13 protein-coding genes are annotated in these 16,249 nt (G+C 71.8%); 3 read left to right on the forward strand and 10 right to left on the reverse strand.

Going from position 1 to position 16,249, the window contains the following annotated elements; translation table 11 throughout:
* Positions 1 to 16 precede the first annotated feature (16 nt).
* A complete protein-coding gene (locus ACIQFX_RS24890) occupies positions 17 to 865 on the reverse strand; it encodes a hypothetical protein (protein WP_402467240.1) in 849 nt (282 codons plus the stop codon).
* A 376-nt stretch (positions 866 to 1,241) separates the two neighbouring features.
* Between ACIQFX_RS24890 and ACIQFX_RS24895 the strand changes: the two genes are divergently transcribed.
* Positions 1,242 to 3,305, forward strand: coding sequence for a hypothetical protein (locus tag ACIQFX_RS24895; protein ID WP_402467243.1), 2,064 nt, complete (start codon positions 1,242 to 1,244; stop codon positions 3,303 to 3,305).
* 4 nt (positions 3,306 to 3,309) lie between these two features.
* Positions 3,310 to 4,845 carry a hypothetical protein gene (locus ACIQFX_RS24900; protein ID WP_402467247.1) on the forward strand — a complete coding sequence of 512 codons (1,536 nt, stop codon included), beginning with the start codon at positions 3,310 to 3,312 and terminating at the stop codon, positions 4,843 to 4,845.
* A 15-nt stretch (positions 4,846 to 4,860) separates the two neighbouring features.
* Here the strand turns inward: ACIQFX_RS24900 and ACIQFX_RS24905 are convergent, their stop codons facing one another.
* The 8 genes from ACIQFX_RS24905 to hemL all read right to left on the reverse strand — a co-directional run bounded on the left by ACIQFX_RS24905 (position 4,861) and on the right by hemL (position 13,184).
* Positions 4,861 to 5,397 (reverse strand): SRPBCC domain-containing protein, encoded by a 537-nt coding sequence (locus tag ACIQFX_RS24905; protein ID WP_402467250.1) that lies wholly within the window; start codon positions 5,395 to 5,397, stop codon positions 4,861 to 4,863.
* Positions 5,398 to 5,441: 44 nt separating this feature from the next.
* The gene (gene ccsB / locus ACIQFX_RS24910) at positions 5,442 to 6,527 is read right to left on the reverse strand and encodes a c-type cytochrome biogenesis protein CcsB (RefSeq protein ID WP_402467253.1); all 1,086 of its coding nucleotides are present in this window, start codon (positions 6,525 to 6,527) and stop codon (positions 5,442 to 5,444) included.
* Positions 6,524 to 8,236, reverse strand: a complete 1,713-nt coding sequence (locus tag ACIQFX_RS24915; RefSeq protein ID WP_402467256.1) for a cytochrome c biogenesis protein ResB — start codon at positions 8,234 to 8,236, stop codon at positions 6,524 to 6,526. Before ACIQFX_RS24915 ends, ccsB begins: the two co-directional genes overlap by 4 nt.
* Before the next feature lie 5 nt (positions 8,237 to 8,241).
* Positions 8,242 to 8,979 (reverse strand): cytochrome c biogenesis CcdA family protein, encoded by a 738-nt coding sequence (locus ACIQFX_RS24920; RefSeq protein WP_402467259.1) that lies wholly within the window; start codon positions 8,977 to 8,979, stop codon positions 8,242 to 8,244.
* A gap of 4 nt (positions 8,980 to 8,983) precedes the next feature.
* A complete protein-coding gene (locus tag ACIQFX_RS24925; protein ID WP_402467262.1) occupies positions 8,984 to 9,601 on the reverse strand; it encodes a TlpA family protein disulfide reductase in 618 nt (205 codons plus the stop codon).
* Positions 9,602 to 9,678: 77 nt separating this feature from the next.
* Positions 9,679 to 10,947 carry a hypothetical protein gene (locus ACIQFX_RS24930; protein ID WP_402467431.1) on the reverse strand — a complete coding sequence of 423 codons (1,269 nt, stop codon included), beginning with the start codon at positions 10,945 to 10,947 and terminating at the stop codon, positions 9,679 to 9,681.
* A gap of 228 nt (positions 10,948 to 11,175) precedes the next feature.
* A complete protein-coding gene (locus ACIQFX_RS24935) occupies positions 11,176 to 11,823 on the reverse strand; it encodes a histidine phosphatase family protein (protein WP_402467434.1) in 648 nt (215 codons plus the stop codon).
* 53 nt (positions 11,824 to 11,876) lie between these two features.
* Positions 11,877 to 13,184, reverse strand: coding sequence for a glutamate-1-semialdehyde 2,1-aminomutase (gene hemL / locus ACIQFX_RS24940; RefSeq protein ID WP_402467264.1), 1,308 nt, complete (start codon positions 13,182 to 13,184; stop codon positions 11,877 to 11,879).
* Between the two features lie 270 nt (positions 13,185 to 13,454).
* Between hemL and ACIQFX_RS24945 the strand changes: the two genes are divergently transcribed.
* The gene (locus tag ACIQFX_RS24945) at positions 13,455 to 14,057 is read left to right on the forward strand and encodes a hypothetical protein (RefSeq protein WP_402467266.1); all 603 of its coding nucleotides are present in this window, start codon (positions 13,455 to 13,457) and stop codon (positions 14,055 to 14,057) included.
* A gap of 164 nt (positions 14,058 to 14,221) precedes the next feature.
* Here ACIQFX_RS24945 and ACIQFX_RS24950 read toward each other — a convergent pair whose 3' ends face one another.
* On the reverse strand, positions 14,222 to 16,186 hold the full coding sequence (locus tag ACIQFX_RS24950; RefSeq protein ID WP_402467269.1) for an APC family permease: 1,965 nt from the start codon (positions 16,184 to 16,186) through the stop codon (positions 14,222 to 14,224).
* Positions 16,187 to 16,249: the final 63 nt, after the last annotated feature.

Raw genomic sequence — 16,249 nt, forward strand, 5'->3', positions numbered from 1 at the left:
GCCGATCCGCTCGGGATCACTTCGCGAGCAGTGCGCCGAGGGTCCGCAGGACCGCGGTGTCCCCCCGGAAGTCGTAGGACGGGGAGGCCGACGCGGAGGCCGGCTCGTCGTAGTGGAGGAGCGCGAGGACGTTGCCCCGCCGGACGGCGTAGACGTGGTTCGCCTGGTCGCCGGGGGACGAGATGCCCTGGACGCCGGTCCAGCGGCGCTGCCAGGAGGTGCCGTCGGTGGTGTTCGCGGTCTGCCGGACGGCGGCGTCCTGCGGCAGGGCGGCCTTCCGCTGGAGCTCCCGGCTGGTCGCCTGGCAGTCCTTCATGGCCCCGACGGCGGTGCGGTACGCGGCGGCGGCCGTCGCCTCGTCGGGGAAGGTGAGCGTGTCCTGGACGGCGACGGTGTCGCGCGTCGAGCCGCGGAAGCCCTGCTGGTGCCAGGCGGTGGCCTTCGCGATGCTCACGCACTCGTTGAGCTGGAAGTCCCCGCTGAGCGGGAGGGACGTGACCTCGCCCATGGGCTTCCACTCCTGGCGGTCGCCGTCCGGGAGTTCGGCGGGCTTGAGCGGGGCGGGCGCGGTGGCGCCGGGCGCGGGCTTCCCCGTCGCCCCGCCGGTGGGGGCGGCGGCCGGGGCGGGTGCGGTGGTGGGGGTCGGGGCGGGGGTGCCGGTGCCGGTCACGGCGGGGGTCGTGTGGGACGGGGTCGGGACCTCCGTCGTCGGCGCGGCGGTGCGGGCGGCGGTCGTCGCCGGAGCCTGGGCGTCGGTGTCGGTCGCGGAGGCGGCGGCCTGCTGGCTCACGCCGTAGACGGCGAGGGCGGCGAGGAGGCCCGCGCCGGCGAGGACGGCGTGGCGAGAACGCCGATTCCTTGGCATAGGCATGACATAACTCCGGTCGGACGGGTGCGGGGTTCAGGCAGATCAGGGAGATCAGGCGGATCCGAGTGGACCGCGTGGATCACGTGGATCAGGACGGCCGGCCGGCCCGGGCGGACCAGACGGATCAGGCAGATCAGGCGGCCGCCCTGAGCGGCCCCCGGCGGCGATCACCATCCTGCCGAGCCCCCCGCACCCCCGGAAGACGTTTCCGCTGGCCCCAACGGGCCATGCCCCCTTCCGTCCCCGGCCGGGCCGCCCCCCTCGCCCGCGAACCCCTTCCGAATGGTTGAGCGAGCCCAACAACCGGTAGATATCCTGCACTTGACGATGTGGCGGGGCACATCTCATGGGGAAGCAGGGGGGTGTCGGGGGCGTGGAAAGGGAGCTGTACGGACGCGAGGCGGTCCTGCACGAGGGCGGGCTCGCCGCGCGGCTGGTCGGGCTGGCCGGGAAGGGCGGGGGGCGGGTCGCGTACGAGCACGGCGACGACCCGCCGGTGGCGGTCTTCACCGGCGGGCGCGGGATGGGGAAGACGGCCCTGCTCAAGGAGGTCCGCAACCGGTACAAGGGGTTCACGCCGCTGGCGCTGCTCGACTGCGCGGGCGTGGAGCCGCCGGCCGATCACGGACCCGGGTGGACGCCGGTCACCGGGTCGCTCGCCGAGCTCGCGGTCCAGCTGGCGCCGAAGGGGACGGTCGTGCGGGCCGTGCAGTTCCCCCGGCTCTCGCTCGGCCTGGTGGCCGTGGCCTCGCTGGCCTGGTCGCAGGAGGACGACGAGCGGGCGCGGCGCGACCTCCAGCGGCTGGGACCGCTGCTCGCGACGGTCGACGCGACGAGGGGCGCCGCGACGAACTGGGTGGGCAAGGTGCTCGCCAAGCTCGCGGCGAGGTTCGCGGAGGCGACCGTGCCGCTGGCCGGGCTGCTCGCCGAGGCGACGGTGGAGACGGTCCTGGAGGAGGTCTTCAGCCGGTTCCAGCGGACCTCCGAGAGCTGGTACGGGGGCTACCGCAACGCGGGAGGGCGCGGCAAGGCGGGGCTGCAGCAGCTGGCGATCGACTTCGAGCAGGGCGGGGAGCGGCGGCGGGAGGCCGAGGCGTTCCTCGTCGGCGCGCTGACCGAGGACCTGTTCCGGGCCTACACGGGCCTCCGGCAGCGCGGCACGCGCATCGGGCGCCCCCTGCTCCTCCTCGACAACGCCCACGAGGCCGTGGGCCGGCAGCTCGTCGAACCGATCCTGCGGGCGCGGGCCGACGGGCGGCGCGACCGGGTCGTCGTGCTCGCCGCGTCACGGGACCGCGACCACCAGGGGCTGCGGAACGCCACCCGGACCCGGCTGCCGGAGACGGCGCACCGGGCGCCGTGTCCGCGCGGGACGAGCATCGGCTCCGGCATCCTCGCCGTCGAGCTGACCCCGCTGTCGGCGGCGCAGACCCGGTCCGTGTTCGACCGGCACGACCCGGACGGCCGGACCCCTCCCGAGCTGGCCCGCGCGGTGCACCGGCTGACCGGCGGCCGGCCGCTGGGCGTGGCGCTCCTGGGCCGGGCCGCCGGGGAGGCGCCGCCGGCGCTGCGGGCCTCGCTCACCCCCGGCGCGCTCCTCGACCTGACGGTGGAGCTGCGGGAGGACACCGAGCCGGTGCCGGTCGCCCCGGCCCTCCTCGCCGAGCTGCTGCCCGTGCAGCGGCCGGGGCCGTACGCGGTGCTCGCCGCCACCCACGACGAGGAGTCGGCGCGGATGCTGGCCCACGCCCGGCTCCAGGGCGAGTCCCTGGACGGGGACGTGGCCCTGCGGGTCCGCGACCGGCTGCGGGCCGAGAACTGGCCCGAGGGGCCGGGGCACTTCGTCGCCGACCCGCTGCTCCGGGCCCTGCTGCTGCACCGGCTGCGCTTCGAGGACGGCGACCATCCGCGGTACGCGGCCTGGCGGGCGGTCCACGAGACGCTGCACCGGCACTACGGGCCGGAGCCGGGCCCGTACCGGTTGCACCACGACCTGGCGCTCGGCCGGACCGAGCTCGCCGTCGTCCACCTGCGGCTGTCGTTCGCCGGGCCGGACATCCTCGGCTGGCTCGGGCAGCTGCGCTTCGTCGCCGCCGCCCCGTACCCGCGCGAGCGGCACGCGACCGGTCCCGACCCGCGCCGGGCGGTCGCGCTCGGACAGGGTCCGACGGCCGCGCTGCCCGAGGGCCTCGACGCCGAGGGCACCGAACTCCACCTGTCCGTACGGCGCCTGCTGCACGCCGTATGGCTGCTCACCGATCCGCTGGCGCTGCCCGACGACGAGGTGGCCGACCGGCTGGCGCACGAGCTGCGCCGGCTGTCCGGCCGTCATCTGACGGGCAGCGGTCCGCTGTGGGACGCGGCCACCCACTGGCCGCGCGACATCCGCTCCTGGCGGGAGCCCTCGCTCCCGCCGGGCGGCGAGGACGGAGTCTGACGCGATGCTCGAACGACTGCGCCGCCACCTCTACTGGACACCCCGCCAGAAGCTCTTCACCTGGATCGTCGTCTCCGCCGTCGTCCTCGGTCTCGGCGGGTACGCGACATCCCGGCTCACCGATCCGGAGGACCGTTCCTGCGCGACCGGCGTCGAGCGTCCCTCCGGGAGCGACGAGTGCGTCGGCGTCAACGGCGACGGGTACGACTTCCGCGTCGCCGACCTCACCGAGGTCGCCGCCGCCGTCGGCCGCGAGAACGCCGCGCTCAAGGACGGCGAGTACGCCACCGTCGCCGTCCTCCTGCCGCTGACCTCCACGGACGCCGGCATGCGCACCAAGGTGCTGCACGAGGTCCAGGGCGCGTACGCCTACCAGTTCCGCGCCAACCACGCCTCCAACAGCGAGACCCCGAAGATCCGGCTGGTCCTCGCCAACACCGGCAAGGGCAACGCCCACTGGCGCACCACCGTCGACCGGCTCGTCGGCATGACCGAGGCCCCCCACCGGCTGCGGGCGGTGTCCGGCGTCGCCACCTCGTCCACCGAGATGCGCGAGGCGGTGACCGCCCTCACCGGAAGCGGGATCGCCGTCGTCGGCACCACCATCACCGCCGACGACATCGCGAACGGCCCCGGCGCCGCGAACCGCTACCCCGGCCTGGCCCGCGTCTCCCCCACCAACAGCGACGAGGCCAAGGCCCTCGCCCACTTCGGCCGGGTCGACGCGGCCAAGGCCCTCCTCGTCCAGGACACCCGCAGCGGCGACCACTACACCGACACCCTCAAGGCCGCCTTCTCCGCGTCCCTCAAGGGCGCGCCGTACGAGCCGCAGCTCTTCACCTCGCCCGCCGATCCCACCGAGGAGGGCACCACCGCCAACACCTTCCGCCAGATCACCCACCTGATCTGCGACACCCGCGCCGAGACCGTGTTCTTCGCCGGCCGCCACACCCAGCTGCGCCAGTTCATCAACGCCCTCGGCGCCCGCGGCTGCGCCGACCGCGCCTTCACGATCCTCACCGGCGACGAGGGCTCCTACCTGGGCGCCGACGACAAGCTCGACCGCGACGCCCTCAAGGCCAAGCTCACCGTCCGGTACGCGGCCCTCGCCCACCCCGACGCCTGGAAGCCGGCCCCGGGCCGCCGCATCCCCGCCACGGGCGGCTCCACGGTCGCGTACGCGACCTTCGTCACCGACATCGCCCGCGCCTCGAAGAAGCCCGTCGCGCTCTCCGACGGACAGGCCATCGTCGCCTACGACGCCATGGCCACCGCCGTCCACGCCATCCGCCAGGCCACCCCCCAGGGCTCCCAGTACCCCGAGCTCGCCGACGTCGTCACCCAGTGGCCCCAGGTCAAGGGCTCCCTCCGCGTCCAGGGCGCCGGCGGCTGGATCTGCCTCGACAACTACGGCAACCCCTACAACAAGGCCGTCCCCATCGTCGAACTCGCCCTCGACGGCACCCAGCGCTTCGTCCAAATAGCCTGGCCCGAAGGCCACCCCCCCACCACCGCCTGCCTCCCCCCGAAGAAGCAGTGAGCCCGCGTCACGCGCCTACGGCACCCACTTGGGCCAAGGCTCGTCGTCCCGCTCGTACAGCCCCCGCAGGTGCCGCCACCGCTCGTCCGTCCAGTCCCGCCAGTCCGTCGGCCGCCCGTCCAGCGCCGCCGCCAACCGCTCCAGATGCTCGTGCCACCCGGCCGCGCAGTCGAGCCGGTAGTCCTTCGATCCCCGGAACTCGTTCGTGAAACGCAGAACGGTCGACCCGCCCCCACCCCCGGACCCCGGTTCCAGGTGGAACCGGATCCGTCCGTGGGTGGTCGGATCGACCGTGTACTCGGCCACGTAGTCGGGATCCCAGGCGGTCACCCGCCCCGAGACCTCCTTGCCGCTGTTGAGCCAGCGGAGCGTGACCCGCCCGCCGAGCCGCGGCTCCAGCGGGTCCGCCTCGCAGAGCCAGCCGGGCAGGCCCTCGGGCGAGGCGACGGCCGCCCAGACCGCCGGCACCGGATGCGGGAGGTCCACCGTGAACCGCACCAGGTGGACGTCGCCGTCGTGGGTCTCGCTCCTGCCCCGGGGTATCTCGCTCATACCTCAAGCGTGGCCCCGGGGCGGGTCGGCCGCTAGCGCAGGGCTCAGACGCCCGCGTAGGAGTGCTTGCTGGTGACGAAGATGTTGACGCCGTAGTAGTTGAAGAGGAAGCAGGCGAAGGCGATGAGCGCGATGTACGCGGCCTTGCGCCCCTTCCAGCCGGCCGTCGCGCGCGCGTGCAGGTACGCGGCGTAACCGACCCAGGTGATGAAGGACCAGACCTCCTTGGCGTCCCAGCCCCAGTAGCGGCCCCACGCGTCGCCGGCCCAGATCGCGCCGGCGATGATCGTGAAGGTCCAGAGCGGGAAGACGGCCGCGTTGACCCGGTAGGAGAACTTGTCGAGCGAGGCCGCGGAGGGCAGCCGCTCCATGACGGAGCGGGCGAAGGCGCCCGGGTTGCCGCCGGTCGCGAGCTTGTTCTCGTACGAGTCGCGGAAGAGGTACAGCAGGGTGCCGACCGCGCCGATGTAGAAGACCGCGCCGCAGAAGATCGCGGTGGAGACGTGGATCCACAGCCAGTACGAGTCGAGCGCCGGGACCAGCTGGTCGCTGGGGGTCTTCAGCCAGGTGGTGGCCATGCCCAGGTCGAGCAGGACGGTCGTCACCAGGGGCAGGCCGATCCAGCGGACGTTCTTCTTGGCGACGAGGAAGCCGAGGTACGCGCCGACCGCCACCGTGGAGAAGGTGGTGGAGAACTCGTACATGTTGCCCCAGGGGGCCCGCTGCACCGACAGCGCGCGGGCGACCACGCCCGAGGCCTCGACCAGGAAGGCGAGGACGGTGAGCGACACGGCGATCCGGCCGTACAGGTCGCCCTTGACGGTGCCGCCGGCCGCGCCGGGGCCGTCCGGCACGTCCCGGGTGCCGGCTGCGGAGCGGGTGACGACCTGCGGCTTGTCGAGTACGGCGGTGCCACCGGCCTGCTTGACCTGGACGGTCACGGCGGGGGTCGCGGCGCCGGCGGCCTGCTGCGTGAGGGCGGCGGCGGTGCGGCCGACCTTGCTGCGGCTGCCGAACACCCACTCGGCGATGTGGGCGAAGAAGGCCAGGGTGTAGACGGCCATCGAGGAGTAGATGAGCAGGTCGCTCATCCGCGCCAGGCTCTCGTTGGTCGTGGCGGCGAGGATCACTTGTCGGCCTCTCCAGAAGGGGCAGGGTCTTCTGCGGGTTCTTCCGCGGTTTCCGTTTCCGGTACGGCTTCCGCCGTGGGCGGCGCCTGGGCGGTCAGCGCGACCGCGAGGTCGCCCAGCTCCTCCGGCAGCCTGGCGGACTCGCTCCGGCCGAGGCCGGCCATCTCGACGACGGTGACGCCGTCCTCACCGCGCACGGCCCGGACCCAGATCCGGCGCCGCTGGATGAAGAGCGAACCGGTCAGTCCGGCGATGGCGGCGACGGCGCCCGCGAGGGCGAGGCCGTTCCCCGGCTGCTGCGAGATCTGGAAGCTCGCCCACTCCTTGACGTCCTTCTCGAAGGTGATCGAGCCGGCGCCGTCGGGGAGCGTCATGGTCTCGCCGGGCAGCATGCGCTGCGCGACCCCGGTCCCCTTGTCGATCTTGAACTGCTTCATCTTGGTCGTGTTGAGCTGGTACACGTTCTGCGGCAGACCGGAGTTCACGCGCAGGTCGCCGTGGTAGCCGGTGAGCGCCATGACCGGGAAGTCGAGCGCCGGGAACTGCGAGAACATCGTGCCGCTGCCGGCACCCGCGAAGGTCGGCACGAACAGGGCCGTGAAGCCGAGCTGCTCCTTCTTGCCGTTCTTGTCGCGGTAGCCGTCCATGACCTTGATGGCGCCGGTCGACGTGATGTTGTTGTCGATGGGCAGCATCGGCACGGCGCCGTGGAAGACGGTCTTGCCGCGGCCGTCCTTGACGGTGACGACCGGCGCGTAGCCGTGGGCGATCAGATAGACCTTGGAGTCGCCGACCTTCAGCGGCTCGTTGACCCGGATCACGGCCTTCTTGTCGGGCCCGCCGTCGGAGTAGGTGACGTCCGCCTCGAAGGTGCGCGGGGTGCCGCGCTGCGGGCCGCCCTTCTCGTACGTGCCGGTGAAGGAGTTCAGGGTGAAGCTGAACGGCTCCAGTTCGTCGGTGCCGAACTGGGAGCCGGACTTGAAGTCGTCGTACTGGGTCAGCGTGTTGGAGAAGCCGTCGCCCTCGACGATCAGCTTGCCGCCCTCGGACTTGAAGAGCTGCCCCCAGGCGAAGGCCGTGAGCATCACGATCAGGGCGACGTGGAAGGCCAGGTTCCCGGCCTCGCGCAGGTAGCCCTTCTCGGCGGCGACCGCGTCCCCGGCGGTGTGGGCGCGGAAGCGGCGCCCCTTGAGGACGGTGAGCGCGGCCTCGCGGACCTGCTCGGGCTCGGCCCCGGTGCGCCAGGTGGTGTACGCGGGCAGCCGGGTGAGGCGCCGGGGGGCGCCCGGCGGGCGGCCGCGGAGCTGGCCGACGAACTGCCAGGTGCGCGGCACGATGCAGCCGATGAGGGAGACGAACAGCAGGATGTAGATCGCGGAGAACCACACCGAGCTGTAGACGTCGAAGAACTGGAGCTTCTCGTACAGCGGCGTGAGGGTGGGGTGGGCCGCCTTGAACGTCTGCACCTTGAGCTCGTCCGCGCTGGTCTGCGGGACGAGGGAGCCGGGGACGGCGCCGAGGGACAGCATGAAGAGGAGGATCAGCGCGACCCGCATGGAGGTCAGCTGCCGCCAGAACCAGCGGACCCAGCCGACGACCCCGAGGGTGGGGCCGCCGATCGCGGTCTCTTCCAGGGGGGCGGTCGACAGCTGGGCGCCGGCGGCTTCGTCGGCGGTCCGCTCGGTCTCCGTCGTATCGGTCTTGCTCATGGAACTCAGATCCCCACCGTGAAACCGCTGGACCAGCCCTGCATCGTGGCGACCATGCTGTCCCACGCGCCCGTGAGGAGCAGGACACCGGTGACGATCATCATGCCGCCGCCGATCCGCATGACCCACGCGTAGTGCTTCTTGACCCATCCGAACGCGCCGAGTGCCTTGCGGAACGCGATGGCCGCGAGGACGAACGGTACGCCGAGGCCGATGCAGTACGCGAAGGCGAGTATCGCGCCGCGGCCCGCGCTGGCCTGCTCCAGGGCGAGGGCGTTGACCGAGGCGAGGGTCGGGCCGATGCACGGCGTCCAGCCGATGCCGAAGAGCGCGCCGAGCAGCGGGGCGCCGACCAGGCCGGCGACGGGCTTCCGGTGGAAGCGGAACTCGCGCTGCGTGATCCAGGGCATCAGTCCCATGAAGAACACGCCCATGAGGATCATGAGCACGCCGAGGACCGTGGTGAGCGTGCCGCGGTACTCCTGGAGCGTCGCGCCGAAGTAGCCGAAGAGCGCGCCGCCGGAGACGAACACGGCGGTGAAGCCCGCGACGAAGAGGACGGCGCCGGCGGTCATCCGGCCGCGCCGGCTCTCCGCGAGGTCGGTGCCGGTGACCCCGGTGACGTACGAGAGGTAGCCCGGGACGAGCGGGAGCACGCACGGCGAGAAGAAGGAGACCAGTCCGCCGAGGACCGCGATGGGGAGGGCGAGCAGCAGGGCTCCGCTGGTGACCGTCTCGTTCACGCGCTCACTTCTCCTTGAGGAGGGGCTCGATCATCGACCGGAGCTTCTTCTCGTCGAGCGCCATGAGCGAGCGGGCGGCGATCTTGCCCTCCTTGTCGAGGACGACGGTGGAGGGGATGGCCTGCGGGTTGAGGGTGCCCTTGGGGAAGCCGAAGAGGATCAGCTTGCCCTGCGGGTCGTAGAGGCTGGGGTAGGGGACCCCGTAGTCCTCCTCGAAGGCGAGGGCGGGCTGCTTGTTGGGGTCGCGGGTGTTGAGGCCGACGAACTCGACGCCCTGGCTCTTGAGGTCCTTCGCGACCTTGGCGAAGTGGGGGGCCTCGGCGCGGCAGGGGCCGCACCAGGAGCCCCAGACGTTGAGGACGACGACCTTGCCCTTGAGGCCGGCGACGTCGAGCTGCTCGCCTTCGAGGGTCTCGCCGGCGAGCTTGCCGGTGGCCGCGCGCTCGCCCTTGGCGACGGTGGAGACGCCACCCGTGTTGGTCACGAAGTTGGTGTTGCCACCGCCGCCGGACTTGCCGTTGCTGTCGCCGCCGCAGGCCGAGAGCGTGAGGGCGGCGGCGGACAGCATTCCGACGGCGACCAGGGTGCGCCGGGTGCGTCGAGGGGCACGGCTAAGGCTCATGTGAAAAGTTTCGCATGGGCGTTTGGGGGATCTTGGGCACCCCCCTACGTGCCCGTAAAGCCCCTTGTCAAGATCGTCTAAGCGGTGGGGGTGGACGACGCCGCCTTCAGGAAGGCGTTCCAGCCGCCGGCGGGCCGCTGTCCCACTTCCAGCGTGCGCAGCTGGTCGAGGATCTTCGGGTCCTGGACGTCGAGCCAGTCGACGAACTGCTTGAAGGAGACGAGCCGGACGTCCTTCTTTCCGGCCATTCCCTTGAGCGCGTCCTCGACGGCGTCCATGTAGATGCCGCCGTTCCACTGCTCGAAGTGGTTGCCGATGTAGAAGGGCGCGCGATTCGACTCGTACGCGCGCGTGAAGCCGCCCAGGAGCGCCTCGGTGGCCTGCTTGCGCCAGCCGGGATAGCGGGAGGGCATGCCCTTCGTCGTGTTCTTCGACTGGTTGGCGAGCATGTTGTAGTCCATGGAGAGGACTTCGAAGGAGTGCCCGGGGAAGGGCACCGCCTGCAGCGGCAGGTCCCAGATGCCCTGGCGCTTGACCGGCCACGTCTGGCGGCCGCCGGGCGAGCTGGCGTCGTAGCGCCAGCCGAGCCGCTTGGCCGTGGGGAGCAGGTTGTCCTGGCCGAGGAGGCAGGGGGTGCGGCCGCCGACGAGCTCCTTCGAATAGTCGAAGGGGAGCGGGTCGAGGTCGGTCCAACCGCTGTTGGTCTTCCATTCGGTGACGAATTTCATCGCCTGGTCGATCTCGCTCTGCCACTGGGCCGGGGTCCAGTTTCCGACGGAGCCGGAGCCGCCGCAGAAATGCCCGTTGAAGTGCGTGCCGATCTCGTGGCCTTCGAGCCAGGCCTGCCGGACGTACTTCAGGGTGTCCTTGATGTGGTCGTCGGTGAGGTAGCCGATGTCGGAGGCGCCGACGCGGTTGTTCGGCGGGCGGTAGAGGTCCTTCTTCGATTCGGGCAGGAGATAGATGCCGGAGAGGAAGAACGTCATCGCCGCGTCGTGGTTCTTGGCGAGTTCGAGGAAACGCGGGAAGAGGCCGTTGCCGACCTCGCCCGCACCGTCCCAGGAGAAGATCACGAACTGCGGCGGGGTCTGGCCGGGTTCGAGCGGGACGGGGGCGTCGGGCTGGTGCGGCTGCTTGCCGGTGTCGGCGGTGGAACCGTCGCCGATGGGCCGGGCGTCGTCCTTGGTCGGGGTGGGCGTCCCCGGGTCCGCCGTGGTGTCGCCGCCCTTGCCGGGTCCGGAACGTCCCGGCTTGTCCTCGTTCTTGGTACTGCATCCGGCGATGCCGATCGCTGCCGCGGCGCCGACACCCGCCCCGAGCAGCCCCCTTCGACTGATCCCGCTGATCCCGCGCATGACTACCCCATTCGCGCTGACGTACGACCTGAACGTCATCCAAACCGACAATGAGTGAGATGCAGGGAGGAACACGGAGGTTCCGGGAAATAGCACAAAAATTTCAGGGCGATCGGATGACATGAACATCACCGACCGCCCTGAACTGTGGACCTTCGCCACCGCGCTGTCCAGGGGGCAGGACAGCGGGAGCACCCCGGCCCGGGGCTCCCCCGGGAACTACGCCCCGAAGGCCTTCGACTTCCCCTTCACCGGCTTCGCGCCCGCGAGCAGGTGCGCCGGGACCAGGTCCCGCGCCGGCTCGCTGTACCCGACCGAGACGATCCTGTCGCCCTGGTACGTGAACGAGGTCAGCGAGGCCAGCGTGCACTGCCGCCGCCGCGGGTCGTGCCACAGCCGCCGCTTCTCCACGAAGCTGCGGACGATCCAGATCGGCAGCTGGTGGCTGACGCACACCGCCTCGTGCCCCCGGGCCGCGTCCTTCGCCGCGTCGAGCGCGCCCATCATCCGCACGACCTGCTCGACGTACGGCTCGCCCCAGGACGGCTGGAACGGATTGGTCAGGTGCTTCCAGTTCGCCGACTTGCGCAGCGCCCCGTCACCGACGCCGAACGTCTTGCCCTCGAAGACGTTCGCCGCCTCGATCAGCCGCTCGTCACTGGCCAGGTCGAGGCCGTGCGCCTTGGCGACCGGCATCGCCGTCTCCTGCGCCCGCTCCAGCGGGGAGGCCACGACGTACGTGACGTCCCGGTCGGCCAGGTGCTCGGCGACCCGGTCCGCCATCCGACGGCCCAGCTCGGACAGGTGGTAGCCGGCGCGGCGCCCGTAGAGCACGCCCTCCGGGTTGTGCACCTCGCCGTGCCGCATCAGGTGGACGACGGTGATGTCCTGATCGCTCTTCGGGGAGCTCGTCGCGTCGCTCACGCCGTCGCCTCCGCGGCGGCGCGGGCGGCGGCCGGCAGGGCGGCGGCGATCCGCTCGATCGCCCGCTCGTCGTGCGCGGTCGACACGAACCACGACTCGAACGCGGACGGCGGCAGGTACACGCCGTCGGCCAGCATCGAGTGGAAGAAGGCGTTGAAGCGGAAGGCCTCCTGCTTCTTCGCGTCGTCGTAGTTCCGCACCTCGTCGGCCGTGAAGAACACCGAGAACATGTTGGACGCGGTCTGCAGCCGGTGCGCCACGCCCTCCTTCGCCAGCGCGCCCGTGACCAGGCCCTGGATCTCCGCCGAGACCGCGTCCACCGTCGCGTACGCGGCCTCGTCGAGCAGCCGCAGCTGCGCGAGACCGGCGGCGGTCGCGACCGGGTTCCCCGACAGGGTGCCCGCCTGGTAGACCGGCCCGGCCGGCGCCAGGTGCCCCATGACGTCGGCGCGGCCGCCGAACGCCGCGGCCGGGAAGCCGCCGCCCATGACCTTGCCGAAGGTCATCAGGTCGGGCTTCACGCCGTCGACGCCGTACCAGCCGGCCCGGCTCGTACGGAAACCGGTCATCACCTCGTCGGAGATGTACAGCGCGCCGTTCTCCCGGCACAGGTCCGCCAGGCCCTGGTTGAAGCCCTCGACCGGCGGCACCACGCCCATGTTGCCCGGCGAGGCCTCCGTGATGACGCAGGCGATCTCGCCCGGGTGCGCGGCGAACGCCGCCCGGACCGCGTCCAGGTCGTTGTACGGCAGCACGATGGTGTCGCCGGCCTGCGCGCCGGTCACGCCGGGCGTGTCCGGGAGGCCGAAGGTGGCGAGACCGGAACCGGCGGCGGCCAGCAGCGCGTCCACGTGGCCGTGGTAGCAGCCCGCGAACTTGACGACCTTGGCGCGCCCGGTGAACCCGCGGGCGAGCCGGATCGCGGACATCGTCGCCTCCGTGCCCGAGGAGACCAGGCGCACCTGCTCGACCGGCTCGATCCGCGCGACGATCTCCTCGCCGAGCGCGACCTCGCCCTCGCCGGGCGTGCCGAACGACGTGCCGCGGGCCACCGCGGCCTGCACCGCGGCGGTGACCTCGGGGTGCGCGTGGCCGAGAATCATCGGCCCCCACGAGCAGACCAGGTCGACGTACTCACGACCGTCCGCGTCGGTGAGGTACGGACCGGAACCGGACACCATGAACCGGGGCGTTCCGCCCACGGCCCGGAAGGCACGCACCGGTGAGTTCACGCCGCCGGGCGTCACGAGGGAAGCGCGGTCGAAAAGCGTCTGTGAGACTGGGGCTTCGTATGAATACGGCACTGTGATCCTGACCTGCGAGAACGACTTCGGGCACGACATCGGGAACGGAGGGACGGTGGTGGACATCCTCTGTGTGACGCCGGGACGCTCGCGCTCCGCGTCTGCGAAACTGGGGCGTCAGAGGGATGACTCACGGAATCCATGGTGTCAGAGGCCACGGCGTTCTTGCGGACAGGTGTTTCACCGTACGAACGCGGGGGAGGTCACTGACACGATGATCGGGTTGCGCGGCGGGGTCGTGTTGCCGAGAAAAAGCAGTCGGGTGGAGATATGCATCGCGGTGGCGGACCGGGCGAGGGGACGGACGACCTGGGTCCGGAGTCTGCCCGGCGCGGGAGGCACCGGCGCCGGCGGACCGAGGACCAGACAGCATCGGGAGGCCGGCCGAAGCCGGATCCCGCTGCGGACGCACCCCCCACGACCGGAGGCCGGAGCTTGGGGGTGACGTACAAGTACTTCGGCGCGCCCGACGGCGCCACCGCCGCCCGCGTCCCCATCTCGATGCGGCCGGAGGAACTCGGCGGGGACGAGCTCGGCATGGGCGGCATGTTCACCAAGATCAAGCCGGAGACCATAGCGGCGATGGTCCTCACCGGCATCCAGGGCATGCCCCTGCACAAGGTGCCCCCGCTGGAGCTGGTCGTCCTCCACCCCGACTACGCCGTCGTCAAGCTGCCCATGACCGTCGTCGACCCCCTGCGCGGGATAGGCGAGGAGTCGGTCGGCGCCGCCGCCTTCATCTGGTCCACCGTCCCCGACCGCGGCGGCCCCCGCGACGCCTTCGACGTCTACCAGCTCCTCCACGAGTGGCAGGACTTCTCCGTCCGCCTCCACGAAGCGGGCCACCAGCCGTACTGCCTCGTCTGGCCCTGAGGCGGTCCGGTCCCGGCCGGCGCTGAGGCGTGGCCTCCTGGTCGGCCCCGGTCGGCCCCCGAGCCCGGGGCGTCCCGGCCGGTCCCGGGCCCGCGGCGTCCTGTCCGGCCTTGGGCCCGCAGCGTCCCCGCCGGCCCCGGCCCCGGCCTCCCGGCGCGAGGCCGTCACCCCCGGGTTTCGGTCGTCCCCGTGCGCCGGGCGAGCTCGGCGGCGAGCTCGCGGGCGGAGGCGAGCCGGTACGGCACGTCGATGACGACGACGTTCTTCATGAACAGCAGCCGCGTCTTGAGGCGCAGCGCGCTCTGGTTGTGCAGCGGCTGCTCCCACCAGCGCCCCACCACGTACTCGGGGATGACGACCGTGACCACCCCGTCCTCCTTCCGCTCCGGCGCCTCGCGCACGTGCCGCAGGACCGGCTGGACGACCGAGCGGTACGGGGAGCTGAGCACCCGCAGCGGTACGTCGATGCCGTGGGCCTGCCAGGACGCGCGGAGCACCTCCGCGTCCGCCGGGTCCTCGGCGACGGTGACGGCCGTGAGGGAGTCGGGGCGCAGCGTCTTCGCGTACGACAGCGCCCGGAGGCTGGGCGCGTTGACCGAGGCCACCAGGACGAGGACGTGGTTCTCGGCGAGGGCCTGCGGCCGCGCCCCGGGGCCGACGGCGACCTCGGCGGCGACCGCGTCGTAGTGCCGTTTCACCCCCTTCATCCCGGCGTAGAGCACCGGCATCGTGACGACGACGATCCAGGCGCCGTGGGTGAACTTCGTCACGAGGACGATGACGAGGACGACCGCCGTCAGGCAGGCGCCGAACGCGTTGATCGCGAGGCGGCGCCGGATGCGGTGCCGGTCGGCCGCCCCGGCCGGCGTGGCGAGCTCTCGCCGCCAGTGCTTGACCATCCCCGCCTGGGAAAGGGTGAAGGAGACGAAGACGCCGATGATGTACAGCTGGATGAGGCGGGTCAGCTGCGCGTCGAAGGCCACGATCAGGACGATGGCGGCGAGCGCGAGGAGGACGATGCCGTTCGAGTAGACGAGCCGGTCGCCCCGGTGGAAGAGCTGGCGGGGCGCGTAGCGGTCGCGGCCGAGGACGGAGGCGAGCATCGGGAAGCCGTTGAAGGCGGTGTTGGCCGCCAGGACCAGGACGCCCGCGGTGACGGCCTGGAGTACGTAGAAGAGCACGTGCCAGTCGCCGAAGGTGGCCCGTCCGATCTGCGCGAGCGCGGTGGACATCGGGGTGCCGGGGGCGAGACCGAGCTCGGTGGGGTCCTCGGCGACGTGGACCTCGTAGACCATGGCGAGCACGGTGATCCCGAAGAACATGGTCACCGACAGCCCGCCCATGATCGCGAGCGTCATGGCCGCGTTGCGGCTCTTGGGCTTCGCGAACGCCGGTACGCCGTTGCTGACGGCCTCGACACCGGTCAGCGCCGTGCAGCCGGAGGCGAAGGCGCGCAGGGCGAGCAGGACGAGCGCGAACCCCGAGTAGGTGGAGACCGCGTTCACGGGCAGGTCGGCGGACTCGGCGCGGATCGTCGTCCCCGTCCCCATCCGCACCGCCGCCACGGCGAACATCAGGTAGATGACGCCGATGAAGGCGTACGTGGGGACCGCGAACCAGCGCCCCGACTCGCGCACCCCCCGCAGGTTCGTCCAGGCCAGCAGGACGACGAACGACACCGACAGGGCCACGGCGTGCCCGTCGAGCGAGGGCGCGGCGGAGGTGATCGCGGCGACCCCGGAGACGACCGAGACGGCGACGGTCATCACGTAGTCGATGAGCAGCGCGGAGGCGGCCGTGAGAGCCGCGCGCCGCCCGAGGTTCTCGGCCGAGACGACATAGGCCCCGCCGCCGCCCGGATAGGCGTAGCAGGTCTGCCGGTAGGAGGCGACGACGACGAGCAGCAGGATCACGATGCCGACCGCCGCGTACCAGGCCAGATGGAGCACGGCCAGGCCGCCGAGGGCGAGGATCAGCAGGATCTCCTCGGTGGCGTACGCGACCGAGGAGAGCGGGTCGCTGCAGAAGATCGGCAGGGCGACCCGCTTCGGCAGCAGGGTCTCCCCCAGCCGCCCGCTGTCCAACGGCCGACCCACGAGCAGGCGTTTCGCCGCACTTCCAGCTCTCATAAGTGCTGAAGTTAGGACGAATGGTATGTAATACGCAGAAGCCGCGCCCTAGGGGGATCCGTA

It is taken from the genome of Streptomyces sp. NPDC093089 (assembly GCF_044754405.1).
Taxonomy (GTDB): domain Bacteria; phylum Actinomycetota; class Actinomycetes; order Streptomycetales; family Streptomycetaceae; genus Streptomyces.